The organism is Rhodanobacter sp. FW104-R8 (genome assembly GCF_001617365.1).
Taxonomy (GTDB): Bacteria; Pseudomonadota; Gammaproteobacteria; order Xanthomonadales; family Rhodanobacteraceae; genus Rhodanobacter.
Window position 1 is genome coordinate 52256 of record NZ_LVJR01000019.1, and the last position, 24459, is coordinate 76714.

General features: G+C 65.7%; 21 protein-coding genes. 17 read left to right on the plus strand and 4 right to left on the minus strand.

What is annotated here, in order from left to right; genetic code table 11:
- Positions 1-46 precede the first annotated feature (46 nt).
- From hflX to RHOFW104R8_RS04980, 5 genes are all read left to right on the plus strand, one after another.
- Positions 47-1348 carry a ribosome rescue GTPase HflX gene (hflX, locus tag RHOFW104R8_RS04960; protein WP_068091541.1) on the plus strand — a complete coding sequence of 434 codons (1302 nt, stop codon included), beginning with the start codon at positions 47-49 and terminating at the stop codon, positions 1346-1348.
- A 167-nt stretch (positions 1349-1515) separates the two neighbouring features.
- Complete coding sequence (hflK, locus tag RHOFW104R8_RS04965; protein WP_068091538.1) at positions 1516-2586, plus strand: FtsH protease activity modulator HflK; 1071 nt, start codon at positions 1516-1518, stop codon at positions 2584-2586.
- Positions 2583-3452, plus strand: a complete 870-nt coding sequence (gene hflC, locus RHOFW104R8_RS04970; RefSeq protein ID WP_407071429.1) for a protease modulator HflC — start codon at positions 2583-2585, stop codon at positions 3450-3452. The genes hflK and hflC overlap by 4 nt, the downstream gene beginning before the upstream one ends.
- A gap of 10 nt (positions 3453-3462) precedes the next feature.
- The gene (locus RHOFW104R8_RS04975; protein WP_068091702.1) at positions 3463-3645 is read left to right on the plus strand and encodes a DUF2065 domain-containing protein; all 183 of its coding nucleotides are present in this window, start codon (positions 3463-3465) and stop codon (positions 3643-3645) included.
- A gap of 62 nt (positions 3646-3707) precedes the next feature.
- Entirely contained in the window at positions 3708-5000 is a 1293-nt protein-coding gene (locus RHOFW104R8_RS04980; protein ID WP_068091533.1) for an adenylosuccinate synthase, read from the plus strand.
- A gap of 78 nt (positions 5001-5078) precedes the next feature.
- Here the strand turns inward: RHOFW104R8_RS04980 and RHOFW104R8_RS04985 are convergent, their stop codons facing one another.
- Positions 5079-5591: a winged helix-turn-helix transcriptional regulator gene (locus RHOFW104R8_RS04985; RefSeq protein WP_068091532.1), complete on the minus strand. Its 513-nt coding sequence runs from the start codon at positions 5589-5591 to the stop codon at positions 5079-5081.
- Positions 5592-5736: 145 nt separating this feature from the next.
- Between RHOFW104R8_RS04985 and RHOFW104R8_RS04990 the strand changes: the two genes are divergently transcribed.
- The 7 genes from RHOFW104R8_RS04990 (at position 5737) to RHOFW104R8_RS05020 (ending at position 15327) form a co-directional block, all read left to right on the plus strand.
- Positions 5737-7017, plus strand: a complete 1281-nt coding sequence (locus RHOFW104R8_RS04990; RefSeq protein WP_068091529.1) for a D-amino acid dehydrogenase — start codon at positions 5737-5739, stop codon at positions 7015-7017.
- On the plus strand, positions 7017-8090 hold the full coding sequence (alr, locus tag RHOFW104R8_RS04995) for an alanine racemase (RefSeq protein WP_068091527.1): 1074 nt from the start codon (positions 7017-7019) through the stop codon (positions 8088-8090). The genes RHOFW104R8_RS04990 and alr overlap by 1 nt, the downstream gene beginning before the upstream one ends.
- Positions 8091-8230: 140 nt before the next feature.
- Complete coding sequence (locus RHOFW104R8_RS05000; RefSeq protein WP_068091524.1) at positions 8231-8869, plus strand: HD domain-containing protein; 639 nt, start codon at positions 8231-8233, stop codon at positions 8867-8869.
- Between the two features lie 179 nt (positions 8870-9048).
- Positions 9049-11463: a type I restriction-modification system subunit M gene (locus RHOFW104R8_RS05005; protein ID WP_068091521.1), complete on the plus strand. Its 2415-nt coding sequence runs from the start codon at positions 9049-9051 to the stop codon at positions 11461-11463.
- On the plus strand, positions 11454-12764 hold the full coding sequence (locus tag RHOFW104R8_RS17565; protein ID WP_082823537.1) for a restriction endonuclease subunit S: 1311 nt from the start codon (positions 11454-11456) through the stop codon (positions 12762-12764). The genes RHOFW104R8_RS05005 and RHOFW104R8_RS17565 overlap by 10 nt, the downstream gene beginning before the upstream one ends.
- Positions 12761-14713, plus strand: a complete 1953-nt coding sequence (locus RHOFW104R8_RS05015) for a DUF262 domain-containing protein (protein ID WP_068091515.1) — start codon at positions 12761-12763, stop codon at positions 14711-14713. Before RHOFW104R8_RS17565 ends, RHOFW104R8_RS05015 begins: the two co-directional genes overlap by 4 nt.
- Positions 14710-15327 carry a Fic family protein gene (locus RHOFW104R8_RS05020; protein ID WP_068091512.1) on the plus strand — a complete coding sequence of 206 codons (618 nt, stop codon included), beginning with the start codon at positions 14710-14712 and terminating at the stop codon, positions 15325-15327. Before RHOFW104R8_RS05015 ends, RHOFW104R8_RS05020 begins: the two co-directional genes overlap by 4 nt.
- Positions 15328-15336: 9 nt before the next feature.
- On the opposite strand, the gene RHOFW104R8_RS05025 is transcribed toward RHOFW104R8_RS05020, so the two are convergent.
- Positions 15337-15525 carry a hypothetical protein gene (locus RHOFW104R8_RS05025; protein ID WP_153021657.1) on the minus strand — a complete coding sequence of 63 codons (189 nt, stop codon included), beginning with the start codon at positions 15523-15525 and terminating at the stop codon, positions 15337-15339.
- Positions 15526-15615: 90 nt separating this feature from the next.
- Between RHOFW104R8_RS05025 and RHOFW104R8_RS05030 the strand changes: the two genes are divergently transcribed.
- Positions 15616-18762 (plus strand): type I restriction endonuclease subunit R, encoded by a 3147-nt coding sequence (locus RHOFW104R8_RS05030; RefSeq protein WP_068091503.1) that lies wholly within the window; start codon positions 15616-15618, stop codon positions 18760-18762.
- On the plus strand, positions 18762-19478 hold the full coding sequence (locus tag RHOFW104R8_RS05035; RefSeq protein WP_068091500.1) for a M48 family metallopeptidase: 717 nt from the start codon (positions 18762-18764) through the stop codon (positions 19476-19478). The genes RHOFW104R8_RS05030 and RHOFW104R8_RS05035 overlap by 1 nt, the downstream gene beginning before the upstream one ends.
- An 88-nt stretch (positions 19479-19566) precedes the next feature.
- Here the strand turns inward: RHOFW104R8_RS05035 and RHOFW104R8_RS05040 are convergent, their stop codons facing one another.
- Together RHOFW104R8_RS05040 and RHOFW104R8_RS05045 are read right to left on the minus strand one after the other, a co-directional pair.
- Complete coding sequence (locus RHOFW104R8_RS05040; protein ID WP_068091497.1) at positions 19567-20559, minus strand: hypothetical protein; 993 nt, start codon at positions 20557-20559, stop codon at positions 19567-19569.
- 106 nt (positions 20560-20665) lie between these two features.
- Complete coding sequence (locus tag RHOFW104R8_RS05045; protein WP_235604319.1) at positions 20666-21874, minus strand: S8 family serine peptidase; 1209 nt, start codon at positions 21872-21874, stop codon at positions 20666-20668.
- Positions 21875-22018: 144 nt separating this feature from the next.
- Between RHOFW104R8_RS05045 and RHOFW104R8_RS05050 the strand changes: the two genes are divergently transcribed.
- From RHOFW104R8_RS05050 to RHOFW104R8_RS05060, 3 genes are all read left to right on the plus strand, one after another.
- Positions 22019-22510 carry an RNA polymerase sigma factor gene (locus RHOFW104R8_RS05050; protein ID WP_068091494.1) on the plus strand — a complete coding sequence of 164 codons (492 nt, stop codon included), beginning with the start codon at positions 22019-22021 and terminating at the stop codon, positions 22508-22510.
- The gene (locus RHOFW104R8_RS05055) at positions 22507-23265 is read left to right on the plus strand and encodes a hypothetical protein (protein WP_068091491.1); all 759 of its coding nucleotides are present in this window, start codon (positions 22507-22509) and stop codon (positions 23263-23265) included. The genes RHOFW104R8_RS05050 and RHOFW104R8_RS05055 overlap by 4 nt, the downstream gene beginning before the upstream one ends.
- A gap of 209 nt (positions 23266-23474) precedes the next feature.
- Positions 23475-24413, plus strand: a complete 939-nt coding sequence (locus RHOFW104R8_RS05060) for a sensor domain-containing diguanylate cyclase (protein ID WP_068091488.1) — start codon at positions 23475-23477, stop codon at positions 24411-24413.
- Positions 24414-24459: the final 46 nt, after the last annotated feature.

Here is a 24459-nt window from a genome sequence, read left to right on the forward strand (position 1 = left end):
TCAGCCCGCATGAAGTGGGTCTGCTACCGAAGGACCGTGCCCACTCGTGTTTGACCGACAGAAGAAAGGCGACCGCGCCGTGCTGGTGCTGCCGCATACCCGCGGCGAAGGTGACACGGCGCGGCGCGCGGCGGAGTTCACCGAGCTGGTGAAGTCCGCCGGTGCCGAGGTGCTCGGCGTAGTCAGCGCCCGCGTCGAGGATCCCAACCCGCGTTACTACATCGGCACCGGCAAGGCCGACGAGGTGGCCGAGGCCGCGCGCGCGCTGGAGGCCGACCTGGTGCTGGTCGACCACGTACTGACCCCGGTGCAGGAACGCAACCTGGAAAAACACCTGGGCATCCGCGTGGTCGACCGCGCCGGCCTGATCCTGGACATCTTCGCCCAGCGCGCCCGCTCGCACGAGGGCAAGCTGGAAGTGGAACTGGCCCAGTTGAAGCACCTGGCCACCCGGCTGGTACGCGGCTGGACCCACCTGGACGCCCAGCGCGGCGGCGCCATCGGCAACCGCGGCCCGGGCGAAACCCAGCTGGAAACCGACCGCCGCCTGCTCGGCGAGCGCGTCAAGATGCTCACCAAGCGGCTGGAGAAGGTGCAGACCCAGCGCGGCCAGCAGCGTCGTGCGCGCTTGCGCAACACGGTGCCGCGGGTCGCCCTGGTCGGCTATACCAACGCCGGCAAGTCCACCCTGTTCAACGCGCTGACCACCGGCGACGTCTACGCCGCCGACCAGTTGTTCGCTACGCTCGACCCCACCGTGCGCAAGCTGGAGGATCTCAGCTGCGGCCCGGCCGTGCTGGCCGACACCGTCGGTTTCATCCGCGAGCTGCCGCATGACCTGGTCGCCGCGTTCCGCGCCACCCTGGCCGAGGCGCGCGACGCCGACCTGCTGCTGCACGTCAGCGACGCCGCCGACGAGGAACGCGAGCGGCTGCACCACATCGTGGACAATGTGCTGGAGGAGATCGACGCCGGCGACGTGCCGCAGCTGCACGTGATGAACAAGATCGACCTGGCCAGCGCGGAACCGCGGATCGAGCGCGACGGCAACGGCAAGCCGGTGCGGGTCTGGCTGTCCGCCGCCACCGGTGCCGGGCTGGGCCTGCTGCGGCAGGCGCTGGGCGAGCTGCTCGGCGGCGAGCGGGTGCAGTCGGCGCTGCAGCTACCGCTGTCGGCCGGCCGCCTGCATGCGCGGCTGAAGGCCGCCGGCGCGATCCGCAACGAGACGGTGGACGAGCACGGTTGGCAATTGCACATCGACGCGCCGCGCAGCGTGATCGCTCCGATCAGCGGCGGCGACGCAGCCGAGACCCGGCTGCTGCGACAGCTGCTGGCCGTGGCGGAATGACGCCCCGGCGCGAGCCGCGCTCTGCTAGAATCCCCGATGTTTGCGCGGCTGCGGAAGGCGGCCCGCGCGGCACCCGACAGCTCAGGCTGGATCTTGTGTACAACCCGGTGCAACGCGTGTTCCGGCCGTGGTTGCCGGCCTCCCGACGGCCCCAAGGAGACTGACTCGTGGCATGGAATGAACCCGGCAACAACGGGCAACGTGATCCGTGGAACAGGAATCGCCAGGGCGGCAAGTCGCCGCTGGACGACCTGCTCAACAACGCCAGGAAGCACCTGGGCAAGCTGGGGCAGGGCCCCGGCAGCATCCTCACCGGCGTGGTGGTGCTGCTCATCGTCGGCCTGCTGTTCAGCAGCTACACCATCATCGGCGCGCGCCAGGCCGGCGTGGTGCTGCGCTTCGGCGAGTACTCGCGCACCTTGCCGCCGGGCTTCCACCTGAAGCTGCCGCAGCCGATCGAATCGGTCACCAAGGTCGAGGCCACGCGGATCCGCTCGGTCACCGACAAGGTGGCGATGCTGACCAAGGACGAAAACATCATCACGATCGACTTCACCGTGCAGTACCAGGTGGACGATTCGCGCAAGTACCTGTTCTCGCTGAACGACCCGGACGGCACCATCGGGGCTGCCGCCGAGGCCGCCGTGCGCTCGGTGATCGGCAGCAGCGACATGGACCAGATCCTGTCCGCCGCCGGCGCCAGCCTGGTCACCCAGGCGCAGGAAACCCTGCAGAAGACCCTGGATACCTACGACTCCGGCCTGCGCGTCACCGAGGTCAGCTTCCAGAACGTGGCGCCGCCGAACGAGGTGAAGGACGCGTTCGACGACGTCAACAACGCCCGCGAAGACAAGCAGAGCATCGAGAACGCCGCCCTGGCCTACGCCAGCAAGGTGGTTCCGGTGGCGCGCGGCGATGCCGCGCGCATCGCCGCCGAGGCAGAGGGTTACAAGGCCGAGCGAGTCGCCCGCGCCACCGGCGACGCCACGCGCTTCGACCTGCTGCTGAAACAGTACAAGGCTGCGCCGGAAGTGACCCGCAAGCGGCTGTGGCTGGAAACGATGGAACAGGTGATGGCGAAGAACCCCAAGGTGATCGACGGCTCCGGCGGCCGCAACATCATCAACCTGCCGGCGCTGCATGGCTCGCCGGCGGCGGCGCAGCCTGACGCGGGCACCGTCGGTGCGGCGGTGTCGCCACCGACCGGCAATACGGCCGGCAAGGGGACGCAGCCATGATGAGGATCGGTTCCGCCATCGTCGCGCTCGTCATCGTCCTGCTCGGCCTGAACAGCATGTTCGTGGTCGGCGAAGGGCACAGCGCGCTGCTGCTGCAGTTCGGCCGCATCGTGCGCACCGACTACCAGCCGGGCCTGCACTTCAAGCTGCCGGTGATGCAGCAGGTGATGCACTTCGACAAGCGCATCCTGTCGCTGGACGCGCCGCCGGAGCGCTACTTCACCTCGGAGAAGAAGAGCGTCAACGTCGACTTCTACGTGAAGTGGCGCGTGGCCGACAACGCCGCGTACTACCGCGCCACCGGCGGCGACCAGCTGCAGGCGGCGCAGCGGCTCACCCCGATCGTGAAGGACGCGCTGCGCTTCGAGTTCAACGCGCGCACCTTGCCTGACCTGATCTCCGGCGGACGCAAGGACATCACTGAACGGGTGCGTGTGCAGACCGACGCCTCGGCGCGCAAGAACCTCGGCATCGCCGTGGTCGACGTGCGCATCAAGCGCATCGACCTGCCGAACGAGGTCAGCGAATCGGTGTACAAGCGCATGCGCGCCGAACGCCTGCAGCTGGCCAACGAACTGCGCTTCACCGGCCAGGAAGCGGCCGAGAAGATCCAGGCCGACGCCGACCGCCAGGGCCAGGTATTGAGGGCCGACGCCCAGCGCGACGCGGCCAAGGTGAAGGGCGAGGGCGACGCACAGGCGGCGGTGATCTACGCCCAGGCGTACGGCCAGGATCCGGAATTCTTCGCGTTCTATCGCAGCCTGGCCGCCTATCGCACCTCGTTCGAGGACGGCAAGGGCGTGCTGGTCATGAAGCCCGACGACGAGTTCCTGCGCTACTTCGGGCAGCCTGCGCCGAAGCGCTGAGTCGATGACGATGCACCAGCTCGTCGCCGCGTCTTGCCTGCTGCTGGTGCTCGGAGGCCTGCTGCCGTTCGCGGCGCCCGAAGGCTGGCGGGCGATGGCGCACGAGGCGCTGAAACTGCCGCCGCGTAAGCTGCGGCAGCTCGGCGCCGGCGCGATGGCGGCCGGCCTGATGCCGTTGCGGTTTTTCCATTGATACGCGCGACCCCTTTGCGGGGCGCCACCAACCTGATCGAGAACATCTCGGAGTAATGCAGCATGGGCAAGTCAGTAGTCATTCTGGGTGCGCAGTGGGGCGACGAGGGCAAGGGCAAGATCGTCGACCTGCTGACCGAGCGGGTCAGCGCGGTGGCGCGTTTCCAGGGCGGCCACAACGCCGGCCACACGCTGGTGATCAAGGGCAAGAAGACCGTGCTGCACCTGATCCCCTCGGGCATCCTGCGCGATGATGCGCTGTGCCTGATCGGCAACGGCGTGGTGCTCTCGCCCGAGGCGCTGATCAATGAGGTCGCCGAACTCGAAGCCAACGGCGTCGAGGTGCGTTCACGCGTGAAGATCAGCCCGGCCACGCCGCTGATCATGCCGTACCACATCGCGGTGGATAAGGCGCGCGAGATCGCCGCCGGCGGCAAGGCCATCGGCACCACCGGCCGCGGCATCGGCCCGGCCTACGAGGACAAGGTGGCCCGCCGCTCGATCCGCGTGGCCGACCTGATGTACCCGCACGAGCTGCCGGCGCTGCTGAAGACCGCGGTGGACTACCACAATTTCATCCTCACCCAGTGGCTGAAGGCCGAGCCGGTCGACTACGACGCCGTGCTCAAGGACGCGCTGGCCTGGGGCGAGTACATCCGCCCGCTGGTCGACGACGTCGCCACCATCCTGCACGACGTGCGCCGCGACGGCGGCAACATCCTGTACGAGGGCGCGCAGGGCGCGCTGCTCGACATCGACCACGGCACCTATCCGTACGTCACCTCGTCCAACACCACCATCGGCGGTGCGCTCGCCGGCACCGGCGTGGGCGCGGGCGACATCGACTACGTGCTGGGCATCTGCAAGGCCTACGCCACCCGCGTCGGCAGCGGTCCGTTCCCCACCGAACTCAACGACGAGATGGGCGAGCGCCTGCGCAAGGTCGGCAACGAGTTCGGCGCCAGCACCGGCCGCCCGCGCCGCTGCGGCTGGATCGACCTGGTCGCGCTCAAGCGCGCCACCCAGATCAACGGCATCAACGGCCTGGCCATCACCAAGCTCGACGTGCTCGACGGCCTGGACACGGTCAAGGTGTGCATCGCCTACGAATACCGCGGCAAGCGCCGCGAGCTGGCCCCGCTCGATGCGGACGGCTGGGACGAGTGCAAGCCGGTCTACCTGGAATTCCCCGGCTGGCAGGAATCCACCGCCGGCATCCGCGACTGGAACCAGCTGCCGCCCGCCGCCCGCGCCTACCTGCGCGCGGTCGAGGAACTCTCCGGCTGCCGCCTGGCCCTGGTCGCCACCGGCGCGGATCGCGACGACACCATCGTGCTGGACGATCCGTTCGCCTGATCGCCGCCACGCCGTTGCGCCACGCCGACAGGCCTCGCACCATGCGGGGCCTGTCCGTTTCCGGGGACCGGCCTCCCGCTACCTCGCGGCATCGCTTTCGTGGCGCCCGCCGCGCTCGCCCACCGGCAGGCTGAGCGTCTCCTTGACCTCTTCCATCACGATGTAGCTTTTCGAATCGCGCACGTTCGGCAAGGTCAGCAAGGTATTGCCGAGCAGCTTGCGGTACGAGGCCATGCCCGAGATGCGCGCCTTGATCAGGTAGTCGAACGCGCCGGAGACGAGGTGGCATTCCAGCACATTGGGCAGGCGCAGCGCGGCGTTGCGGAACTCCTCGAAGATATCGCCCGACTTGTAGGCCAGGCTGATTTCCACGAACACCAGCAGGCCGGCGCCGACCAGGTGCGGGTCGAGCCGCGCGTGGTAGCCGGTGATCACGCCGTCGCGCTCCAGCCGGCGCACGCGCTCGGTGCACGGCGTGGTGGACAGGCCGACCCGCTCGCCCAGCTCGGTGAACGAGATCCGTCCTTCGTCCTGCAGCACTCTGAGGATTTTCCGGTCGATTTTGTCGAATTCCCGCCGCTTCACCGCCATAGCATCACCATGGATTGCCGATTTGTCAGTGATATTACCCGTTAATATGACAAAAGACAGAAAACAAGCCTGATCGATCGTTCCTATACTCGCCAGCTTCACTCCTGCGGCTGGTCCGCAGGCCAACAGCGGAAGGGGGAGCGCAATGCGGGTACTGATTCTGGGCAGCGGCGTGATCGGAACGTGCAGCGCGTGGTACCTGGCGCGCGCCGGTTTCGAGGTGACCGTGGTGGATCGCGAAAGCGCGCCGGCCCGCGAAACCAGCTTCGCCAACGCCGGCCAGATTTCGCCCGGCTACGCCTCGCCGTGGGCCGCCCCCGGGGTGCCGCTGAAGGCGCTGAAGTGGTTGTTCATGCGCCACGCGCCGCTGGCGATCCGCCCCGGCCTCGACCCGCGGCAATACCTGTGGCTGCTGCAGATGCTGCGCAACTGCACCGCCAGCCGCTATGCGATCAACAAGGCGCGCATGGTGCGCCTGTCCGAATACAGCCGCGACTGCATCGACGAGTTGCGCGCCGAGACCGGGCTGGATTACGAGGGCCGCCAGCTCGGCACCGTGCAGTTGTTCCGCACCCAGGCGCAGCTGGACGACGCAGCCAAGGACATCGCCGTGCTCAAGCAGTACGGCGTGCCATACGAGCTGCTCGACCGTGCCGGCATCGTGCGGGTGGAGCCGGCGCTGGCCGGGGTGGTCGACCAGCTCAGCGGCGCGCTGCGCCTGCCGAACGACCAGACCGGCGACTGCGAGTTGTTCACCCGCCGGCTCGCCGCGCGGGCAGAGGAAGCCGGCGTCGAATTCCGCTTCGGCGCCACCGTGGAAAAACTCGAACACGACGGCAGCCGCCTCACCGGTGTGCGTATCGACGGCAAGCTCGAACGCGCCGACCGCTACGTGCTGGCGCTGGGCAGCTATACCCCGCAACTGCTGGCGCCGCTGGGCATCCGCCTGCCGGTATACCCGCTGAAGGGCTACTCGCTGACCCTGCCGATCACCGACCCGGCGATGGCACCCACCTCGACCATCCTCGATGAAACCTACAAGGTGGCGGTGACCCGTTTCGACCAGCGCATCCGCGTCGGCGGCATGGCCGAGGTGTCCGGCTTCGACCTGTCGCTGTCGCCGCGCCGTCGCGCCACCCTGGAAAAAGTGGTCACTGACCTCTACCCGCACGGTGGCGACATGGCCCACTCCACCTTCTGGACCGGCCTGCGCCCGGCCACCCCGGACGGCACCCCGGTGGTCGGTGCCACCCGGCTGGACAACCTCTACCTCAACACCGGCCACGGCACCCTGGGCTGGACCATGGCCTGCGGTTCCGGCCGCTACCTGGCCGACCTGATCGCGGGGCGCCAGCCGCAGATCAGCAGCGAGGGCCTGGATATCTCGCGCTACAGTACCCGTCCGCCCACGGGAGTCCATGCCTGATGCGCCCGGCACGAGCCCTGATCGACCTGACCGCACTGCGCCACAACTATCGCCTGGCGCGCGAGCTGGGCGGACGCAAGGCGCTGGCGGTGGTCAAGGCCGACGCCTACGGTCACGGCGCCGTGCGCTGCGCGCGGGCGCTGGAAAGCGATGCCGACGGTTTCGCGGTGGCGTGCATCGAGGAAGCACTGGAACTGCGCGAGGCCGGCATCCGCGCCCCGATCCTGCTGCTGGAAGGTTTCTTCGAGGCCGACGAGCTGGCGTTGATCGATGCCCACGACCTGTGGTGCGTGGTGCAGGCCGAGTGGCAGATCGACGCGATCGAGCGCGCGCGCCCGGCCAAGCCATTCACGCTCTGGCTGAAGCTCGATTCGGGCATGCACCGGCTGGGCCTCGCCGCAGCGGATTACCGCGCCAGCCTGCAGCGCCTGCAGGCCATGCCGCACGTGCGCGACGTGGTGGCGATGACCCACTTCGCCCGCGCCGACGAACTCGACAGCGCCCGCACCGACGAGCAGCGGGCGCTGTTCCACCAGGTGTGCGACGAGCTGCACCTGGCCACCAGCCTCAGCAATTCCCCCGCGCTGCTCGGCTGGCCCACCGCGCAGGGCGAGTGGGCGCGGCCGGGCCTGATGCTGTACGGCGCCACGCCGTTCGCCGGCCCGCATCCGGTCGCCGACCGCCTGCAACCGGTGATGACGGTGACCTCGAAGGTGATCGGCGTGCGCGAGCTGGCGGCAGGCGAACCGATCGGCTACGGCGCGCGCTTCATTACCCGGCGCCCCAGCCGCATCGGCGTCGTCGCGATGGGCTACGCCGACGGCTACCCGCAGTTCGCCCCCAACGGCACCCCGGTCAGCATCGACGGCCGGCCCGGCGAACTGGTCGGCCGCGTGTCGATGGACATGCTCACCGTCGACCTCACCGACCACCCCGCCGCCGGCCTCGGCAGCGAGGTCGAACTGTGGGGCAGGCAGGTATCGGTCAGCGAACTGGCGCTGCACAGCGACAACAGCGCGTACCAGCTGCTGTGCGGACTGAAGCGCGTGCCGCGCAGCTACGTCGGCGAGTGAGCGTTCCAATTCCTCCCCCTGCCTGCAGGGGGAGGCTGGGAGGGGGGAAGCTTTTAAGCTTCGGCCCCTCCAATCCCGATCTCGCCCCCTGCGACCCACCGCTGCCACCATCGCGCGATGGAACCAACCGGGGGAACGCCATGACCGCACTCACCGGCCGCTTCAGCCAGGCCGTCGACTACGCCCGCATCGCCCACGCCGCGCAATGCCGCAAGGGCTCGAACATCCCCTACCTCTACCACCTGCTCGGCGTGGCCAGCCTGGTGATCGAATTCGGCGGCAACGAGGACCAGGCCATCGCCGGCCTGCTGCACGACACCCTGGAAGACTGCGGCGAAGCGCACGAAGCGGTGATCCGCAGCCGCTTCGGCGACGCCGTCGCCGACATCGTCAGGGACTGCACCGACGGTACCGCTGAAGGCAAGGCCAGCCACACCGACCCCGAGGCCAAACGCCGCGACTGGATCGAACGCAAGCTCGCCTACCTCGCGCATCTGAGGGAAGCCCCCGACGCGACCCTGCTGGTCAGCGCCTGCGACAAGCTGCACAACGCCCGCGCCATCGTGCAGGACCTCGAAGACCCCGAGGTCGGCACCGGTGTGTTCGACCGCTTCACCGGCGGCCGCGCCGGCACGCTCGGCTACTACCACTCGCTAGCGGAAATCTTCTCGGTACGCGAGATCCGCGTCGCCAAGGTGCTCGACGCCACGGTGGGCTGGATGCACGAGCTGGCGGGGGCGGGCTCGCGCGTAGCGCTTGCTGTCACCACGATGGGGTGATCGTCGGCTGACAACCGCGATACGTGGGAAGGCCCCATATCGCTGGGGTATTTCGCTTGCCGAAGCCGGTCGGCGCAGTACAGACTTGGAGTTCTTCTGCGTCGCCTCATGGCGGCGCACGGTAGTCGCCGTTTTGTGATTGCCGGGATGTTGCGTGATTTGCATTTCATTGGACCAAGATGGCAATCAAGAAATCCGAGCTCTATTCCTCTCTCTGGGCCAGCTGCGACGCTTTGCGCGGTGGCATGGATGCCAGCCAGTACAAGGATTACGTGCTGGTGCTGCTGTTCATCAAGTACGTCAGCGACAAGTACGCCGGCGTGCCGTTTGCGGCGATCACCGTGCCCAAGGGTGCCAGCTTCAAGGACATGATCGCGCTCAAGGGCAAGAGCGACATCGGCGACCAGATCAACAAGAAGATCATCGCCCCGCTGAAGGCAGCCAATAAGCTGTCCGAGATGCCGGACTTCAACGATGCCGGCAAGCTCGGCAGCGGCAAGGAGATGGTCGACAAGCTCACCGACCTGATCAGCATCTTCGAGAACAAGGCGCTGGATTTCTCCAAGAACCGTGCCGAGGGTGACGACATCCTCGGCGACGCCTACGAATACCTGATGCGCCACTTCGCCACAGAGAGTGGCAAGAGCAAGGGTCAGTTCTATACCCCGGCCGAAGTCAGCCGGATCATGGCGCAGGTGCTCGGCATCCGCGATACGAAAACCAGCAACGCCACCACCGTGTATGACCCGACATGCGGCTCGGGATCGCTGCTGCTGAAGGTGGCTGATGAAGCGCGTACCAAGCTGACCATCTACGGCCAGGAAAAAGACGCCACCACGGCCGGCCTGGCGCGCATGAACATGATCCTGCACGACAACGCCGAGGCGCAGATCGTGCAGGGCAACACGCTGACCGACCCGAAATTCATGGACAAGGGCGCGTTGCGCACGTTCGATTACGTGGTCGCCAATCCGCCGTTCTCCGACAAGCGCTGGAGCACCGGCCTCGATGCGCTCAATGACCCATTCGAGCGCTTTGCGTCATTCGGCACGCCACCGGCCAAGCAGGGCGACTATGCCTACCTGCTGCACATCGTGCGTTCGCTCAAGAGCACCGGCAAGGGCGCGTGCATCCTGCCGCACGGCGTGCTGTTTCGTGGCAACGCCGAGGCCGAGATCCGCCGCAACCTGGTGCGCAAGGGCTACATCGCCGGCATCATCGGCCTGCCGGCCAACCTGTTCTACGGCACCGGCATTCCCGCCTGCATCGTGTTCGTCGACAAGCACGACGCGCATGCGCGCAAAGGCATCTTCATGATCGACGCCAGCGGCGGCTTCATGAAGGACGGCCCGAAAAACCGCCTGCGCTCGCGCGACGTGCACCAGATCGTCGACGTGTTCACGCGGCGACTGGATATCCCGAAGTATTCGCGCATGGTGCCGTTCGCCGAGATCGAGAAGAACGACTACAACCTCAACCTGCCGCGCTACATCGACAGCCAGCAGGCCGAGGACCGGCAGGATATCGAAGGCCATCTCAAGGGTGGCATCCCGCTCGCCGATGTCGATGCGCTGCAGCGTTACTGGGAGGTCTGTCCAGACCTGCGCAAGACGCTGTTCAAACCCAATCGTCCAGGCTACGTGGATCTCGCCGTGGACAAGGCTGCGATCAAGTTGACTATCTACGAACACCCGCAGTTCGCCGCCTTCATCGACGGCATGAGCACCCATTTCGACCGCTGGCGCAAGAAAAGTGCCGCTGCGCTCAAATCACTCGATGCGGGCTGCCATCCCAAGGACGTCATCGCCGACTTGTCGGAAAAACTGCTGGCGCATTACGCCGGCCAGCCGCTGATCAATGGCTACGACGTCTACCAGCACCTGATGGATTACTGGGCCGAGACGATGCAGGACGATCTGTACCTGATCGCCGCGGACGGCTGGAAGGCCAGCACCTATCGCGTGATCGAGCAGAAGAAGAACAAGGACGGCAAGGTCACTAAGGAAGTGGACAAGGGCTGGGCCTGCGACCTGCTGCCGAAGTCGCTGATCGTGACGCGCTACTTCGTCGCTGAGCAGGCCGCCATCGACCAGTTGACCGCCGAGGCCGAAGCCACCGAGGCGCAACTGACCGAGCTGGAAGAGGAACACAGTGGCGAGGACGCAGTGTTCTCTGGCTTCGACAAGATCAACAAGGCGGCCGTGAAGGAGCGGCTGGATGAGATCGATGGCGATCGCGAGGCGCGCGACGAGATCGCCGTGCTCAAGCGGTGGCAGAAGCTGGATCGCGAGAAGTCGGCGTTGAAGAAGCAGCTTAAGGAGGCTGAGGTGGCGTTGGATGCGGCGGCTTATGCAAAGTATCCACAGCTTTCAGAGACAGAGATCAAGACCTTGGCGGTGGACGACAAATGGCTGGGCGCGCTGGACGCGGCCATTCATGGCGAGATGGATCGGATTAGTCAGGGGCTGACGCGGCGCGTGCGCGAATTGGCCGAGCGCTACGAGGCGCGATTGCCGCTGCTGGTGGATCGGGTGGCTGAGTTGCAGGCGAAGGTCGACGCACACCTGGAAAGGATGGGCTTCGCATGGAGGTGAGGGAAGCCAAAGCGCGTTACCTTAAGTCTTCAAGCATGTGGGATAGCTCTGTGCCTGCCGGATACAAGCGTACAGAGATAGGATTGATTCCCGAAGACTGGGCGGCTGTGCGGCTTGCAGAGATCGGTGAGCCGCTGATAGGGCTGACTTACCGCCCAAGCGACGTTGCTCAGGATGGTGTCCTCGTTCTGAGGTCTTCCAATGTGCAGAATGGTGTCCTGCGCTTTGACGACAATGTATTTGTGACTTGCGAAGTTCCTAAGCGGATCATGGTCAGATTGGGAGACATTCTGATCTGTGTAAGGAATGGAAGTCGGAATCTGATCGGGAAGTGCGCACTTGTAGATGAGCAGGCGCTAGGAATGACATTTGGCGCGTTCATGGCGATCTTTCGCACGGACGCTAGCAAGTTCATATTTCAGCAGTTCGGCTCGCCATTGATCCAAAGACAGATTCACGAGCATCTCGGCGCCACGATCAATCAGATCACCAACGCAAGTTTGAAGTCCTTTGTTGCTGCATTACCACCGACCGAAACCGAGCAGGAAGCTATCGCCGAGGCCTTGGGCGATGCGGATGCGCTGATCGAATCGCTGGAACAGCTCATCGCCAAGAAGCGCCAGATCAAGCAAGGCACCATGCAGGCCTTGCTGACCGGCAAGCAGCGCCTGCCGGGGTTCGAAAAGGCGTGGGACGATCGAGTGCTGGGTGACGTGGTCGACGACTTGGAAGCAGGGGTAAGCGTCAACTCAACGAAAGATGAGCCCAGTCAAGAAGTTCCTTGTGTTCTCAAAACTTCGGCTATTTCTGGTGGGAGGTTCATATCTTCGCAATGTAAGGTAATCGCGCACCGAGACTGGCAGCGCACTCGAGTCGGTGTCGTCCGAAACACGATTCTAATAAGTCGGATGAATACACCTGATCTCGTTGGTGAAGTGGCTTATGTAGATGCAGATTATCCGATGCTATTTCTTCCAGATCGAGTGTGGATGGCTCGGTTTCGTCCCGAGTTGGACATTGACGTTACATGGCTCGGATATGTGCTCAGTAGCAGTGACTACAGCCGACGAATCAAGGCGAGCGCGACGGGAACCAGCGGAAGCATGAAGAATATTTCCAAGCCCGCGTTGCTTTCGATTGAGATCGCTCTGCCTTGCGTGGAAGAGCAAACCGCCATCGCTACCATTCTCACCGACATGGACACCGAACTCGTCGAACTGGAAACCCGCCTCGCCAAGACCCGTCAGCTCAAGCAGGGCATGATGCAGGAGCTGCTCACCGGAAGGATTCGCCTCGTATGAGAATTTCCACCATCCTCGATCACATCGACAGCGGGCACATGGCGCTGCCGGAGTTCCAGCGCGGCTACGTGTGGAACCGTGACCAGATACGCGGCCTGTTTGATTCGCTGTATCGCCGCCATCCGGTGGGCGGGTTGCTGGTATGGGTGACCGAGTCGAATGCGGCGTCCCATCGCGGCGACGGCCAGCTGGCGGCGGGCGTGGTGAAGTTGCTGCTGGATGGCCAGCAGCGGATGACCTCGCTGTATGGCGTGATGCGCGGCAAGCCGCCGCGGTTTTTCGATGGCAACAAGCAGGTGTTCGCCGGGCTGCGCTTTCATCTGGACGAGCAGACGTTTGCGTTTTATCAGCCGGTGAAGATGCGTGACGATCCGCTGTGGGTCGACGTGACCGAATTGATGAAGAAGGGCACGACGGGGCTGGGCGAGTTCGTGACCCGGCTCGGCACGCAGCCGGAGCTGGCGCCGAAGATTGGCGAGTACGTGGCACGCCTCGGTCGTTTGCTGAGTGTGGCCGACATCGACCTGCATGTGGAGGAAGTGACTGGCGCGGACAAGACGCTGGATGTGGTGGTCGACATCTTCAACCGCGTCAACAGCGGCGGCACCAAGCTCTCCAAGGGTGATCTCGCGCTGGCCAAGATCTGCGCCGACTGGCCCGAAGCGCGCGACATGATGAAGGCCAAGTTGGCCGAGTGGGATGGGGCGGGCTACCACTTCAACCTGGACTGGTTGCTGCGCTCGGTAAACACGGTGTTGACCGGCGAGGCGAAGTTCCAGTTTCTGGATGGCAAGACCGCCGACGAAGTCCGGAACGGCCTGAAGCGGGCCACCAAATACATCGACACCAGCCTGAACCTGATCGGTGGCCGGCTCGGACTGGATCACGACCGAGTGTTCTTCGGCCGCTTCGGCGTGCCGGTGATCGTGCGCTATCTGGATCAGCGCCCGGGCCAGATCAACGAGAAGGAACGCGACAAGCTGCTGTTCTGGTTTGCCCAGGCCGGCATGTGGGGGCGCTTCTCCGGTTCCACCGAGTCGTTCATCGACCAGGACCTCGGCGCGCTGGAAGGCGCCGATGGCGGCTTGGACAAACTGCTGGAGCAACTGCGCCTGTGGCACGGCGGGCTCAGCGTGGAGCCGGGCAACTTCACCGGCTCCAGCCTCGGCGCGCGCTTCTATCCCGTGCTGTACCTGCTGACCCGGATGAGCCACGCCCGCGACTGGGGCACCGGCCTGGCGCTGAAATCCAGCCTGCTCGGCAAGATGAGCAAGCTGGAGGTGCACCACATCTTCCCCAAGGCGCAGCTCTACAAGAAGAAATTCATGCGCGTGGACGTGAACGCGCTGGCCAACTTCTGTTTTCTGACCAAGGACACCAACCTCAATATCAGCGATCGGCTGCCGGAGGAGTACTTCCCGCAGATCGAGCAGGCGCACCCCGGCGCGCTGGCCTCGCAGTGGATTCCGATGGATCCGTTGCTGTGGAAGATCGAGAACTACCCGGCCTTTCTCGATGCACGCAGGGCGCTGCTCGCCGATGCGGTCAACCAGTGCATGACCGAGTTGCTGCATGGGGATACGCGCTGGATGGCCGGTCGGCCGCTGGCGGCCCCTGCCGCCGCAGCGGTCAGCGGTGGCATCGCGGACGAAGGGGAAGAGCAGCAGCTTGAAGCACTGAACGACTGGGTGGAGCAGCAGGGCTTGCCGCGTGGCGAGCTGGCGTTTGATTTCTCCGACCCTGACACCGGTGAGCAGAAGGCGGTTTTCGATCTGGTCTGGCCCAGCGGCTTGCAAGAGGAGCTCAGCCAGCCCGTAGCGGTACTGCTGAACGAGAGCGCGGGAACGATCGCGATCGCCAGCCAGGCGGGGTTTCGTTGTTTCACCGACGTGGGCGAGTTTCAGCAGTACGTGATGACCGAGGTGGTGGTGGAGGATGCGCCTGCGTGAGCAACCGCTACGATGCAGGGGAAGCGCAAGGCGCCTATGAGCCGGGTTCCGGCGACCAAGTGCTGCGCAACAAGCTCGGTATCACCGACAGCGAAGAAATGGATGCCGTCGAGCTGCTGCTGCTTGAACAGCTCTATCGGGCGGTGCTGGTCGAGGATTTGCCGGATCGAGGCTTGCGCGTGGTGGACCTGAAAACCTGGCACCGGCGCTGGTTGGGCAACGTCTACGGTTGGGCCGGCCAGGAGCGTTCCGTGAACATGGGCAAGGGTGATTTCCAGTTCGCGGCAGCAGCACAGATCCCGCGCCTGTTGAGCGTATTCGAACGCGACTGCCTCGCGCGCTTCACCCCTTGCCACGACTTCAGCGATGACGCGCTGCTCGAAGCGATCGCTGTGACCCATGTGGAATTCATCCTGATCCATCCGTTTCGTGAGGGGAACGGACGGCTGTCGCGGCTACTGGCGGACGTCATGTCGGTGCAGGCAGGTAACGGACCGCTGGATTACAGTGCGTGGGACGCGGACAAGGACGGGTATTTCAAGGCAATCCACGCCGGCATGGCTGGCGACTACTCGGCGATGCGGCAACTGGTGGCTTTGGCGCGCACCGATTGAGCCAGGTTTTCAGCGGGCCAGTTTGATGTCGAAGAACTTGCCTGTCTTGCTGTTGCGCAGCGTGCGTTCTAGCTGGCGGATGCTCTTGCCCGTCTCGATGGCCGTGGAGCTGGTCACCGCACGGGTGATCGCCTTCTGGCTCGGCGCTTTGGCAGCGCCTCGCGGTTTGGCGAGGGCGGTAGGCTTGGCAGGTTTCATGGTGCCCATTATACCGGGTAGCGTCGTGCTAATTGGCACGAAAACGGAAGGCTGGCGGCGTGGAATCCAGCTTGAGTACGGGGGCAGGGAATGAATGACATCAGCAAGCCGGAACGGGTCACCCAGAATCGCGTGATGGCGCTGTTCCAGGACGAGTTGAAGTATCACAGGCTCGGCGACTGGAGTGACCGCGACAACAATCGCCAGATCGAGGACGGCCTACTGAGCGACTGGCTGACCCGGCGCGGCTGCTCCCCAGTACAAATCGGCGTGGCGCTGCACAAGTTGCACACCGAAGCGGACAACCCCAGCCGCACCCTGTACGAGAACAATCAGGCCGTCTATCAATTGCTTCGTTATGGCATACCGGTACAGACGCAGGTGGGACGCAACCATGAGACGGTGCACCTGATCGACTGGGCCGATCCCGAAGCCAATGATTTCGCCATCGCCAAGGAGGTCACGCTCAAGGGCGGCTTTGAGCGACGGCCGGATCTGGTGCTGTACGTCAATGGCCTCGCCGTCGCAGTGATCGAGTTGAAGAACAGCCGGGTCAGTATTGGCGACGGCATCCGCCAATTGCTTTCCAACCAGCAGCCGGCGTTCAACGAGTGGTTTTTCAGCACGGTGCAATTCGTGTTTGCCGGCAACGATTCGGAAGGTTTGCAGTACGGCACCATCAATACGCCGGAGAAGTTCTTCCTGAAGTGGAAGGAGGACGAGACCGACGACAGCCGCTACAAGCTGGACAAGTACCTACTGAAGATGTGCCGCAAGGATCGGCTGATCGAGCTGATCCACGATTTCGTGCTGTTTGACGGCGGCATCAAGAAGGTGCCGCGGGTGCACCAGTATTTCGGCATCAAGGCCGCGCAGCAGCACGCTCACCAACGCAAGGGCGGCATCATCTGGCATACCCAGGGCAGCGGCAAGAGCATCGTGATGGTGCTGCTGGCCAAGTGGCTGCTGCAGGACAACCCGCATGCCCGCGTGGTGGTGATCACCGACCGCGACGAGCTGGATAAGCAGATTGAGCGGGTGTTCCACGATGCGGGCGAGACGATCTATCGCACCAGCAGCGGGCGCGACCTGATGCACCAGCTGAGCCAGGCCGCACCGCGCCTGCTGTGTTCGCTGGTGCACAAGTTCGGCCGACGCGACGTGGACGATTTCGACCAGTTCATCGCCGACCTGCAAGGCCAACCCAGCGCGACCGTGGGCGAAGTGTTCGTGTTCGTGGACGAGTGCCATCGCACGCAGAGCGGCAAGCTGCACAAGGTGATGACGGCGATGATGCCGAACGCGGTATTCGTCGGCTTCACCGGCACGCCGCTGCTGAAGAAGGACAAGCAGACCAGTCTGGAAGTGTTTGGCGGCTATATCCACACCTACAAGTTCAGCGAGGCGGTGCAGGATGAGGTGGTACTGGATCTGGTCTACGAGGCTCGCGATATCGACCAGAAGCTGGGTTCCCCCGAAAAGATCGACCAATGGTTCGAGGCCAAGACCAAGGGCCTGAACGACTGGCAGAAGGACGAGTTGAAGAAAACCTGGGGCACCTTGCAGCGCGTGCTCAGCTCCCGCTCCCGCATGGAGCGGGTGGTCGAGGACATGGTGTTCGATTTCAGCGTGAAGCCACGGCTGTCCAGCGAACGGGGCAATGCCATCCTGGTGGCGCGCAGTATTCTGGACGCCTGCAATTACTTCAACCTGTTCCAGCAGACGCCGCTCAAGGGTCGCTGCGCCGTGGTGACGTCGTACAACCCGCAGGCGAAGGACGTGACGCTGGAGGAAACCGGCGCCAACAACGACACCGACAAGCAGGTCATCTACAAGACCTATACCGATCTGCTGAAAGACGTGGAAGCGCAGTCGGGCAAGAGCAAGACGGAAACCTACGAGGATCGCGCCAAGAAGCTGTTCGTCGAACAGCCGTCCAACATGCGGCTGCTGATCGTGGTGGACAAGCTGCTGACCGGCTTCGATGCGCCGCCATGCACGTATCTCTACATCGACAAGTCGATGCAGGATCACGGGCTGTTCCAGGCGATCTGCCGCACCAACCGGCTCGATGGCGACGACAAGGACTTTGGCTACATCGTCGACTACAAGGACCTGTTCAAGAAGCTGGTGAACGAACAGGGCACCGGTGCGCTGCAGGTGTATTCGTCCGAACTGGACCACAGTGCGGGCGGTGTCGATCCGGACGTGCTGATGCAGGATCGCCTGGAGAAAGGCCGTGAGCGGCTGGATAGCGCGCTTGAGTCACTGGTGCTGTTGTGCGAGCCGGTCGAGCCACCGAAAGACGATCTGGACCATATCCGTTATTTCTGTGGCAATACGGAAATACCTGCCGATCTGAAAGAGCGGGAGCCACGTCGGGTGGCGCTATACAAGGCCGCCGTGGCGTTGCTGCGTGCGTATGGAAATCTCGCTGACGACCTGTCCGGGGCGGGTTACGACGGAGGCGACATCAAGCGCATCAAGGGCGAGGTCAAGCGCTTCACCGATCTTCGCGAAGTCATTCGCCGGGCCAGCGGCGAGACGCTCGACCTGAAACCGTACGAGGCGGACATGCGCCACCTCATCGACACCTATATCGAGGCGAAGGCACCGCGGAAGATTTCTCCGTTCGACGATCTCGGGCTGCTGGATCTGATCGCCAGGAGCGGGATGGCCGAGGCGGTCAGCACGTTGCCCGAGGGCATCAAGGGCAGCAAGGACGCGATAGCCGAAACCATCGAAAACAATGTGCGCAGCAAGATCATCCAGGAGCATCTGAACAATCCGGCGTACTACGCCAAGATGTCGGCGCTGCTGGACGAGGTGATCAAGTTCCGCAAGGAACAAGCGGACAAGTACGAGGAGTACCTGAAGAAGATCGCCGACCTGGTGGGCAAGGTGCAGACAGGCCACGCTGACGACATTCCGGAAGCGTTGAAACGCAGCGTGGGATTGCGGGCGATCTACGACAACCTCAGGGTGCCGCCGGCCCCGGCTCCGACTGCAGCGATGAATCTCCAGGATGAGGCTGGCCCGTTGCCCATGCCCGATCCCAAGCTGAAGCTGGCGGTCGACATCGACGAGGCGGTCAGACGCGAGCGGCATGCGGACTGGCGTGGAAATGCTGCCAAGGAGAATCACATCAAGCGTGAGGCCTTGCTGCCTCTGCTGGGCAACGACGTGACCGAAGCGGCACGCCTGTTCGACATCATAAAACTGCAGTCGGAATACTGATGATCACCCGGCTCGATCTGGGCAGCATCCATGTGGATGTGGTTCGGAAGAACATCAAGAACATCCATCTCGGTGTGTACCCGCCGACCGGCAAGGTACGCATTGCCGCGCCCGAGTGGATGGAGCTGGATGCGATCCGGCTGTTTGCGATCAACAAGCTGGCCTGGATCAGGCAGCAGCAGAAAAAGCTGCTTGCGCAGGAACGGGAAACGCCGCGCGAATATCTGGAGCGCGAAAGCCACTATGTCTGGGGACGGCGTTACCTGTTGCAGATCGTCGAAGTGGAGGCGCGTCCTTCGGTCCGGCTGATGCACAGGCATCTGCGGTTGCAGGTTCGCCCCGGTACAGACGTTAAGAAACGTGAGGTGCTGCTGGCTGACTGGTACCGCGGCAATTTGAAGCTCGTAGTACCGGGGTTGCTGGCGAAGTGGGAGCCGATCGTCGGTGTACGGACTGAGCGCTTCTATGTGCAGCATATGAAAACGAAATGGGGGAGCTGCAACCCGAAGGCGCGGAATATCCGCCTCAACACCGAACTGGCCAAGAAGCCGCCTGAGTGTCTCGAATACATCGTGGTGCACGAATTGGTGCACTTGCGCGAGCCAACCCACAACGACCAGTTCGTGGCATGGATGAACAAGCTGATGCCCCACTGGCGCGACTGCCGCGACATGCTCAATCGCTTGCCGGTACGCAACGAGCATTGGAGCTACTGACCTAAGCGCTCAGCTTTCCGCCCTGTGCTTGACGAAAGAGCCCCCGCAAGCGGGGGCTCCTGGTTTCTACGGTGCTGCTGGCTTAGTGCTACTGCGCATTCGCGCTGGCGTCGGCGCTGCCGTCGGCCTGCGCCGAGGTGGAGATGCCGCTGCGGGCTGAGCCGTGCGCGCCGGCGTGGCCGCTGGCGTTGGCCGAACCGCTGGTGCCCGCGGCCGGGCCGGCGTTCGCATCCGTGTTGCCGTGGGCTGCGCCCGAGCCGGACACGTCGACCGATTTGTCCCCGGCGTTGCGCACGGCGCCGGACGTCCGCGGCAGCAGGCGCGGCTGCGTGGTCGTCGCCTCACCCGACGGCTGGCTCGCGGCGTTCGCGCCGACTGAGCTTACCTGCGATGCGTTGCCTGCCGCGTCTGCGCCGGTGGCGTGGGTCGATTGCGTGCCGTTGGCGATCGCTTGCTCGGCCGTGCTCAGGCCGGCGCTGGCCGATGCCTCGGCGTTCGCGGGTGCGTTCTGCACGCGGTCCAGCGCGGTGCGGGTTCCGCGTTCGGCCGCCGAGGCGGCTGAACGCGTCTGGCTGGCCGCTTGGCCGGCGGCACCGGCCACGGCGTCGCGCGGGCCGGCGGTATCGACGGCGCCGGTCGCGGACGAGCCCAGTTCCGTCGCGCCATCCAGCGCGGCATGGTTGCCGCTGCCAGCGTTGGCGGCGGCCGCACCGCTGAGGCCGGCGGCGGCACCGGCGACCGCCTGACCGTTCGCCTGGCGGGCGGCTTGTGCGGCGGTGCCCGTGGCCGAGGCGGCGGTTGCGGCGGCACGCTGGCGCAGGCGTTCCGCGCGTCGCTCGGCCGCCCGCTGGTTGATGTCGGGGGTGTCGATGTTGCCCATGCCGTGCGCGGAGCCGTCGATGCGGCCACCCACCTGGCCCATCGTGGCATTGATGGGGCCGCCCACGCGGCCGGCGATGCCGCCGGCGAGCGAGCCGCCGCCCAGCACCTGGGCATGCACCGGGACCATCGTGGCCAGGGCAAGCGCGCCGGCGAGCAGGGTGGTGTTGAGGGTCTTGTTGTTGAGGGTCGTGTTGCGCATGTGGGGACCTCCTGCCTGCGGCCGATCCGCGGCTTCCGAGGTCCTGTACGCCGGCGCCGGGACGATCCTTCCATCCCGGCAGGCTGCGGTTGGGCGGTGTTCAGATTCAGGGCGACAGCAGGCCGTAGCCGTAGCGCGGGTCGTGGCCCGGGGCACCGAGGTGGCGGGCCTCGTCGATCAGTTGCCGCTGCACCTGCGCCGCGGCGCCCTCGCGGGGAGCGTCCAGCAGCCGGGCAGCCTTCCGCGCCACGATCGGCGCCGCGAACGAGGTGCCGCGCAGCGCGTCGCGGCCGCTGCCGACCACGCCGGACGCGCAGAAATCCACCTGGTCGCCGCTGCCGGACTCGGGCAGCACGCGGTCGTGCGCGTCGACGCCGCTGACGCCGATCACGCCCGGGTACGCCGCCGGGAACAGCGGCGGCGCTGCGGGTCCGTCGTTGCCGACCGCGCTGACCAGCACGTGGCCGCGCGCGATCATCGCCTGCACCGCGCGCGCGAGCACCGGGTTGTCGGGGCCGACCAAGCTGATGTTGATCACCGCCACGCGCTCGCGCGCCATCCATGCCAGCGCGTCCACGAGGTTCGAGGTGGCGCCGCCGACCGCATCGCCGCACCATAGGTCGGCGGCATACAGCGTGTCTGGATCGCCGTCGACGAGGCGCGCGGCAACCGTGGTGCCGTGTCGCGACGGATTGGCCGTGCTACAGCCATGCCGCTCGATGTGCGCATGCGCCAGCGCGGGATCGGCCGGATCGACGCCGCCATCGATCAGCCCCACGCGTTGCACCGGTGGAGTGGACGACGGGACCGCCGTGGTCGTCGCAGGGGCCGCCTCGCCCGTACCCGCTGGCAGGTAGAGGTGCTGGTAGGTGAAGGCCGCATCCGGCGCGGCTCGCTGCAGGGCGCGCATGGCGCTAGCCGTGCTGCGACCGCGGGTGTCGTGCAGCACCACGAAGTCCAGCCCCAGCGTCGCGTCTGCCGGCGTCTCGCGATCCACCCCGAAACCCAGCACCTGCAGCGCATCGCGTTGCGCATCCGACAGGCCCATGGCGAGAAATTCGCCGCGCAGGATCGGTGCACCGCGGGGATCGACGTCGACGCGCCGCGGCTCCTTGCGCAGCAGCGTATCGACCTGCAACTTCCTGGTGAGGGCCAGCGGTCCGCGCAACAGATCGTCCACGCTGCGCAAGGGCGAGGCGGGCACGACACCGGGCATCTGTAGGTTGGGCAGGCTCTGCACCGGGCCGAGCACCTGCGCCTGCGCAGGCGCCGCACCGGCCACGGCGAGCGCGATGGCGAGCAGCGGGGCGAGCATGGCGGATAGGCAGTGCAAGGGCATGGCCAGGGCCTCGGGAGCAGCGGGGCCGGATGCTAGCATAGGCCCGCTTTACGCCCTCGAACCGCGCCGATGCGCGCGAGGGAAGGAATCCTCCCCTCCAGACGTAATGGAAGGTGATGCGTGAATTCGAGCGACGCCGTGCGCGAAGGACTGATCCCGCTGCTGCCGCGCCTGCGCCGCCTGGCGCGGGCATTGGCAGGGCAGGCGGCCGACGCCGATGACCTGGTGCAGATCGTGCTGGAGCGCGCACTGGCCCGGGCCGCACAGTGGCGGCCGGATGCCGCGCTGGACAAGTGGGTGTTCGCGATCGCGCGCAACGCCTGGCGGGACGAGTTGCGTGCGCGCGGCAGGTCGCAACACCTGTTCGCGCCGGAGGAAGCCGGCGAGATGGCCGCCGACCGCGCCAGCGCGCAGCCCGCGCAGCAGCTGGAACTGGCGATGGCGCTGGCGGCGCTGCCGCCGGACCATCGCGAAGTGGTGGCCCTGGTGCTGGTCGAGGGCATGTCGTACGGCGAAGCCGCCGAACTGCTGGAGGTGCCGGTGGGCACCGTCACCAGCCGCCTGGCCCGCGCCCGCGCCACCTTGCAGGCCCATCTTGGGAAAGACGCATGAACCCGATCGACGACGACACCTTGCAGGCTTACGTGGATGGCGAACTCGACGCGGCCAGCGCCGCGCGCATCGACGTCGCGCTGGTGCACGACGAGGTGCTGGCCCGTCGCGTGCGGCAGGCGCGCGCAGTGCGCGCGCAACTGCACGCCGCGTTCGACCCGGTGCTCGACGAGCCGGTGCCGGCACGCCTGTCCGCCTTGTTGCAGCCGCGATCCATGCAGGCAGCGATACCGGCCACGCCGCTCGTCATGCCGGCGGGCAGGCATGGCACGGGCACGCCCCGCCGCCGCACGGCCCGCCGCTGGTTCGTGCCGGGAGCCGCGCTGGCCGCCTCGGTAGCGCTGCTCGCCGTGGCTTTGTGGTGGTGGCTGCCCGGCGGCGACCTGGTGCGCATGCAGGGCGGCCAGCCGTTCGCCGCGGGCGCCCTGAACCGCGCATTGGACCGGGTGCTGGCGAGCGAACCCGACGCGGATGCCCCGGTGGCGATCGGCCTGAGTTTCCGCGGCAACGACGGGCGCATCTGCCGCACCTTCGTGCTGCGCTCCCCGCCGGCGCAAGCCGGCCTTGCCTGCCACGAGAGTGCGGGCTGGGCGCTGCCTGTGCTCGGTGCTGCGCCCCCGCCGGAAGGCGGCGAACTGCGCCAGGCGGCGAGCGCCTTGCCGCCCGCGGTGCAGGCCGCGGTCGACGCGCGTCTGCACGGCAACGTGTTCGATGCGCGGCAGGAACGCGCGGCGCGCGACGCCGGCTGGCGCTAGGCGCGGATCCTCGTCACGCGTTGTTCCCCGGCAAGGGCCGGCTGTCTGCGCCAGCGGGAGATTCCGCGTGGCGGGCCTTCCGTCGCCCGGTCGATCGACGTCGCCGAGCCGGCTTGCCGGACGTGGCCTGGCGCGTCGATGGCCTGATATATATTTTGCAAGCGCCGTGGCCTGCGCGGCACAGACAGGAACATTCCGGGGGCGGCGAGATGGTGGATATCGAGAGCAGGGTGGAATCCGACAGCGCCGTCTACAAGACGCTGCTGGAATCGACCAGGGCGATCCCGTGGAAGATTGACTGGGCCAGCAAGCAGTTCGCCTATATCGGGCCGCAGATCGAGGCGCTGCTGGGCTGGGTACCCTCGAGCTGGGAGAGCGTGGGCGACTGGGCCAGCCGCATGCACCCTGAAGACCGCGAGTGGGTGGTGGACTTCTGCGTGGCGCAGTCCCAGGCGGGGGTGGACCATGAGGCCGACTATCGCGCGCTGACCCGCGACGGCCACTACGTGTGGATCCGCGACGTGGTGCACGTGGTGCGCCGGCACGACGGCACGGTCGATTCGCTGATCGGCTTCATGTTCGACATCAGCGAGCGCAAGCGCACCGAGCAGCAGCTGGTCAGCCTGCAGAAGGAGATGGAGGAGCTCTCCTTCCGCGACGGCCTGACCGGCGTCGCCAACCGGCGGCGTTTCGACGCGATCATCGAGCTCGAATGGAGCAACGCGCGGCGCAACCGGCAGCCGCTGTCGCTGCTGCTGATCGACATCGACTATTTCAAGCAGTACAACGACTGCTACGGCCACCTGGAGGGCGATGCCTGCCTCGAGCACGTGGCACGGGTACTGAGCTCGGCGGCCGCGCGTGCGCGTGACCTGCTGGCCCGCTTCGGCGGCGAGGAGTTCGTGCTGGTGCTGCCGGAAACCAACGAGGCCGCCGCCGGCAAGCTGGCCGAACGCTGCCGCGAGCTGATCCTGGCCGAACAAGTCCCGCACGAGTCGTCCCCGATCGGGCCCGTACTGACGATCAGCCTCGGCGTGGGCACCGTGATTCCCAGCCACGACGACGAACTGCGGCCGTTCATCGATGCGGTGGACAAGCGGCTGTACCAGGCCAAGCAGCAGGGCCGCAACCGCATCGTGGCTGGGTAGTCCGTTCGGTAAATCCCGTAGGAGCGCACCCTGTGCGCGAAGCTCT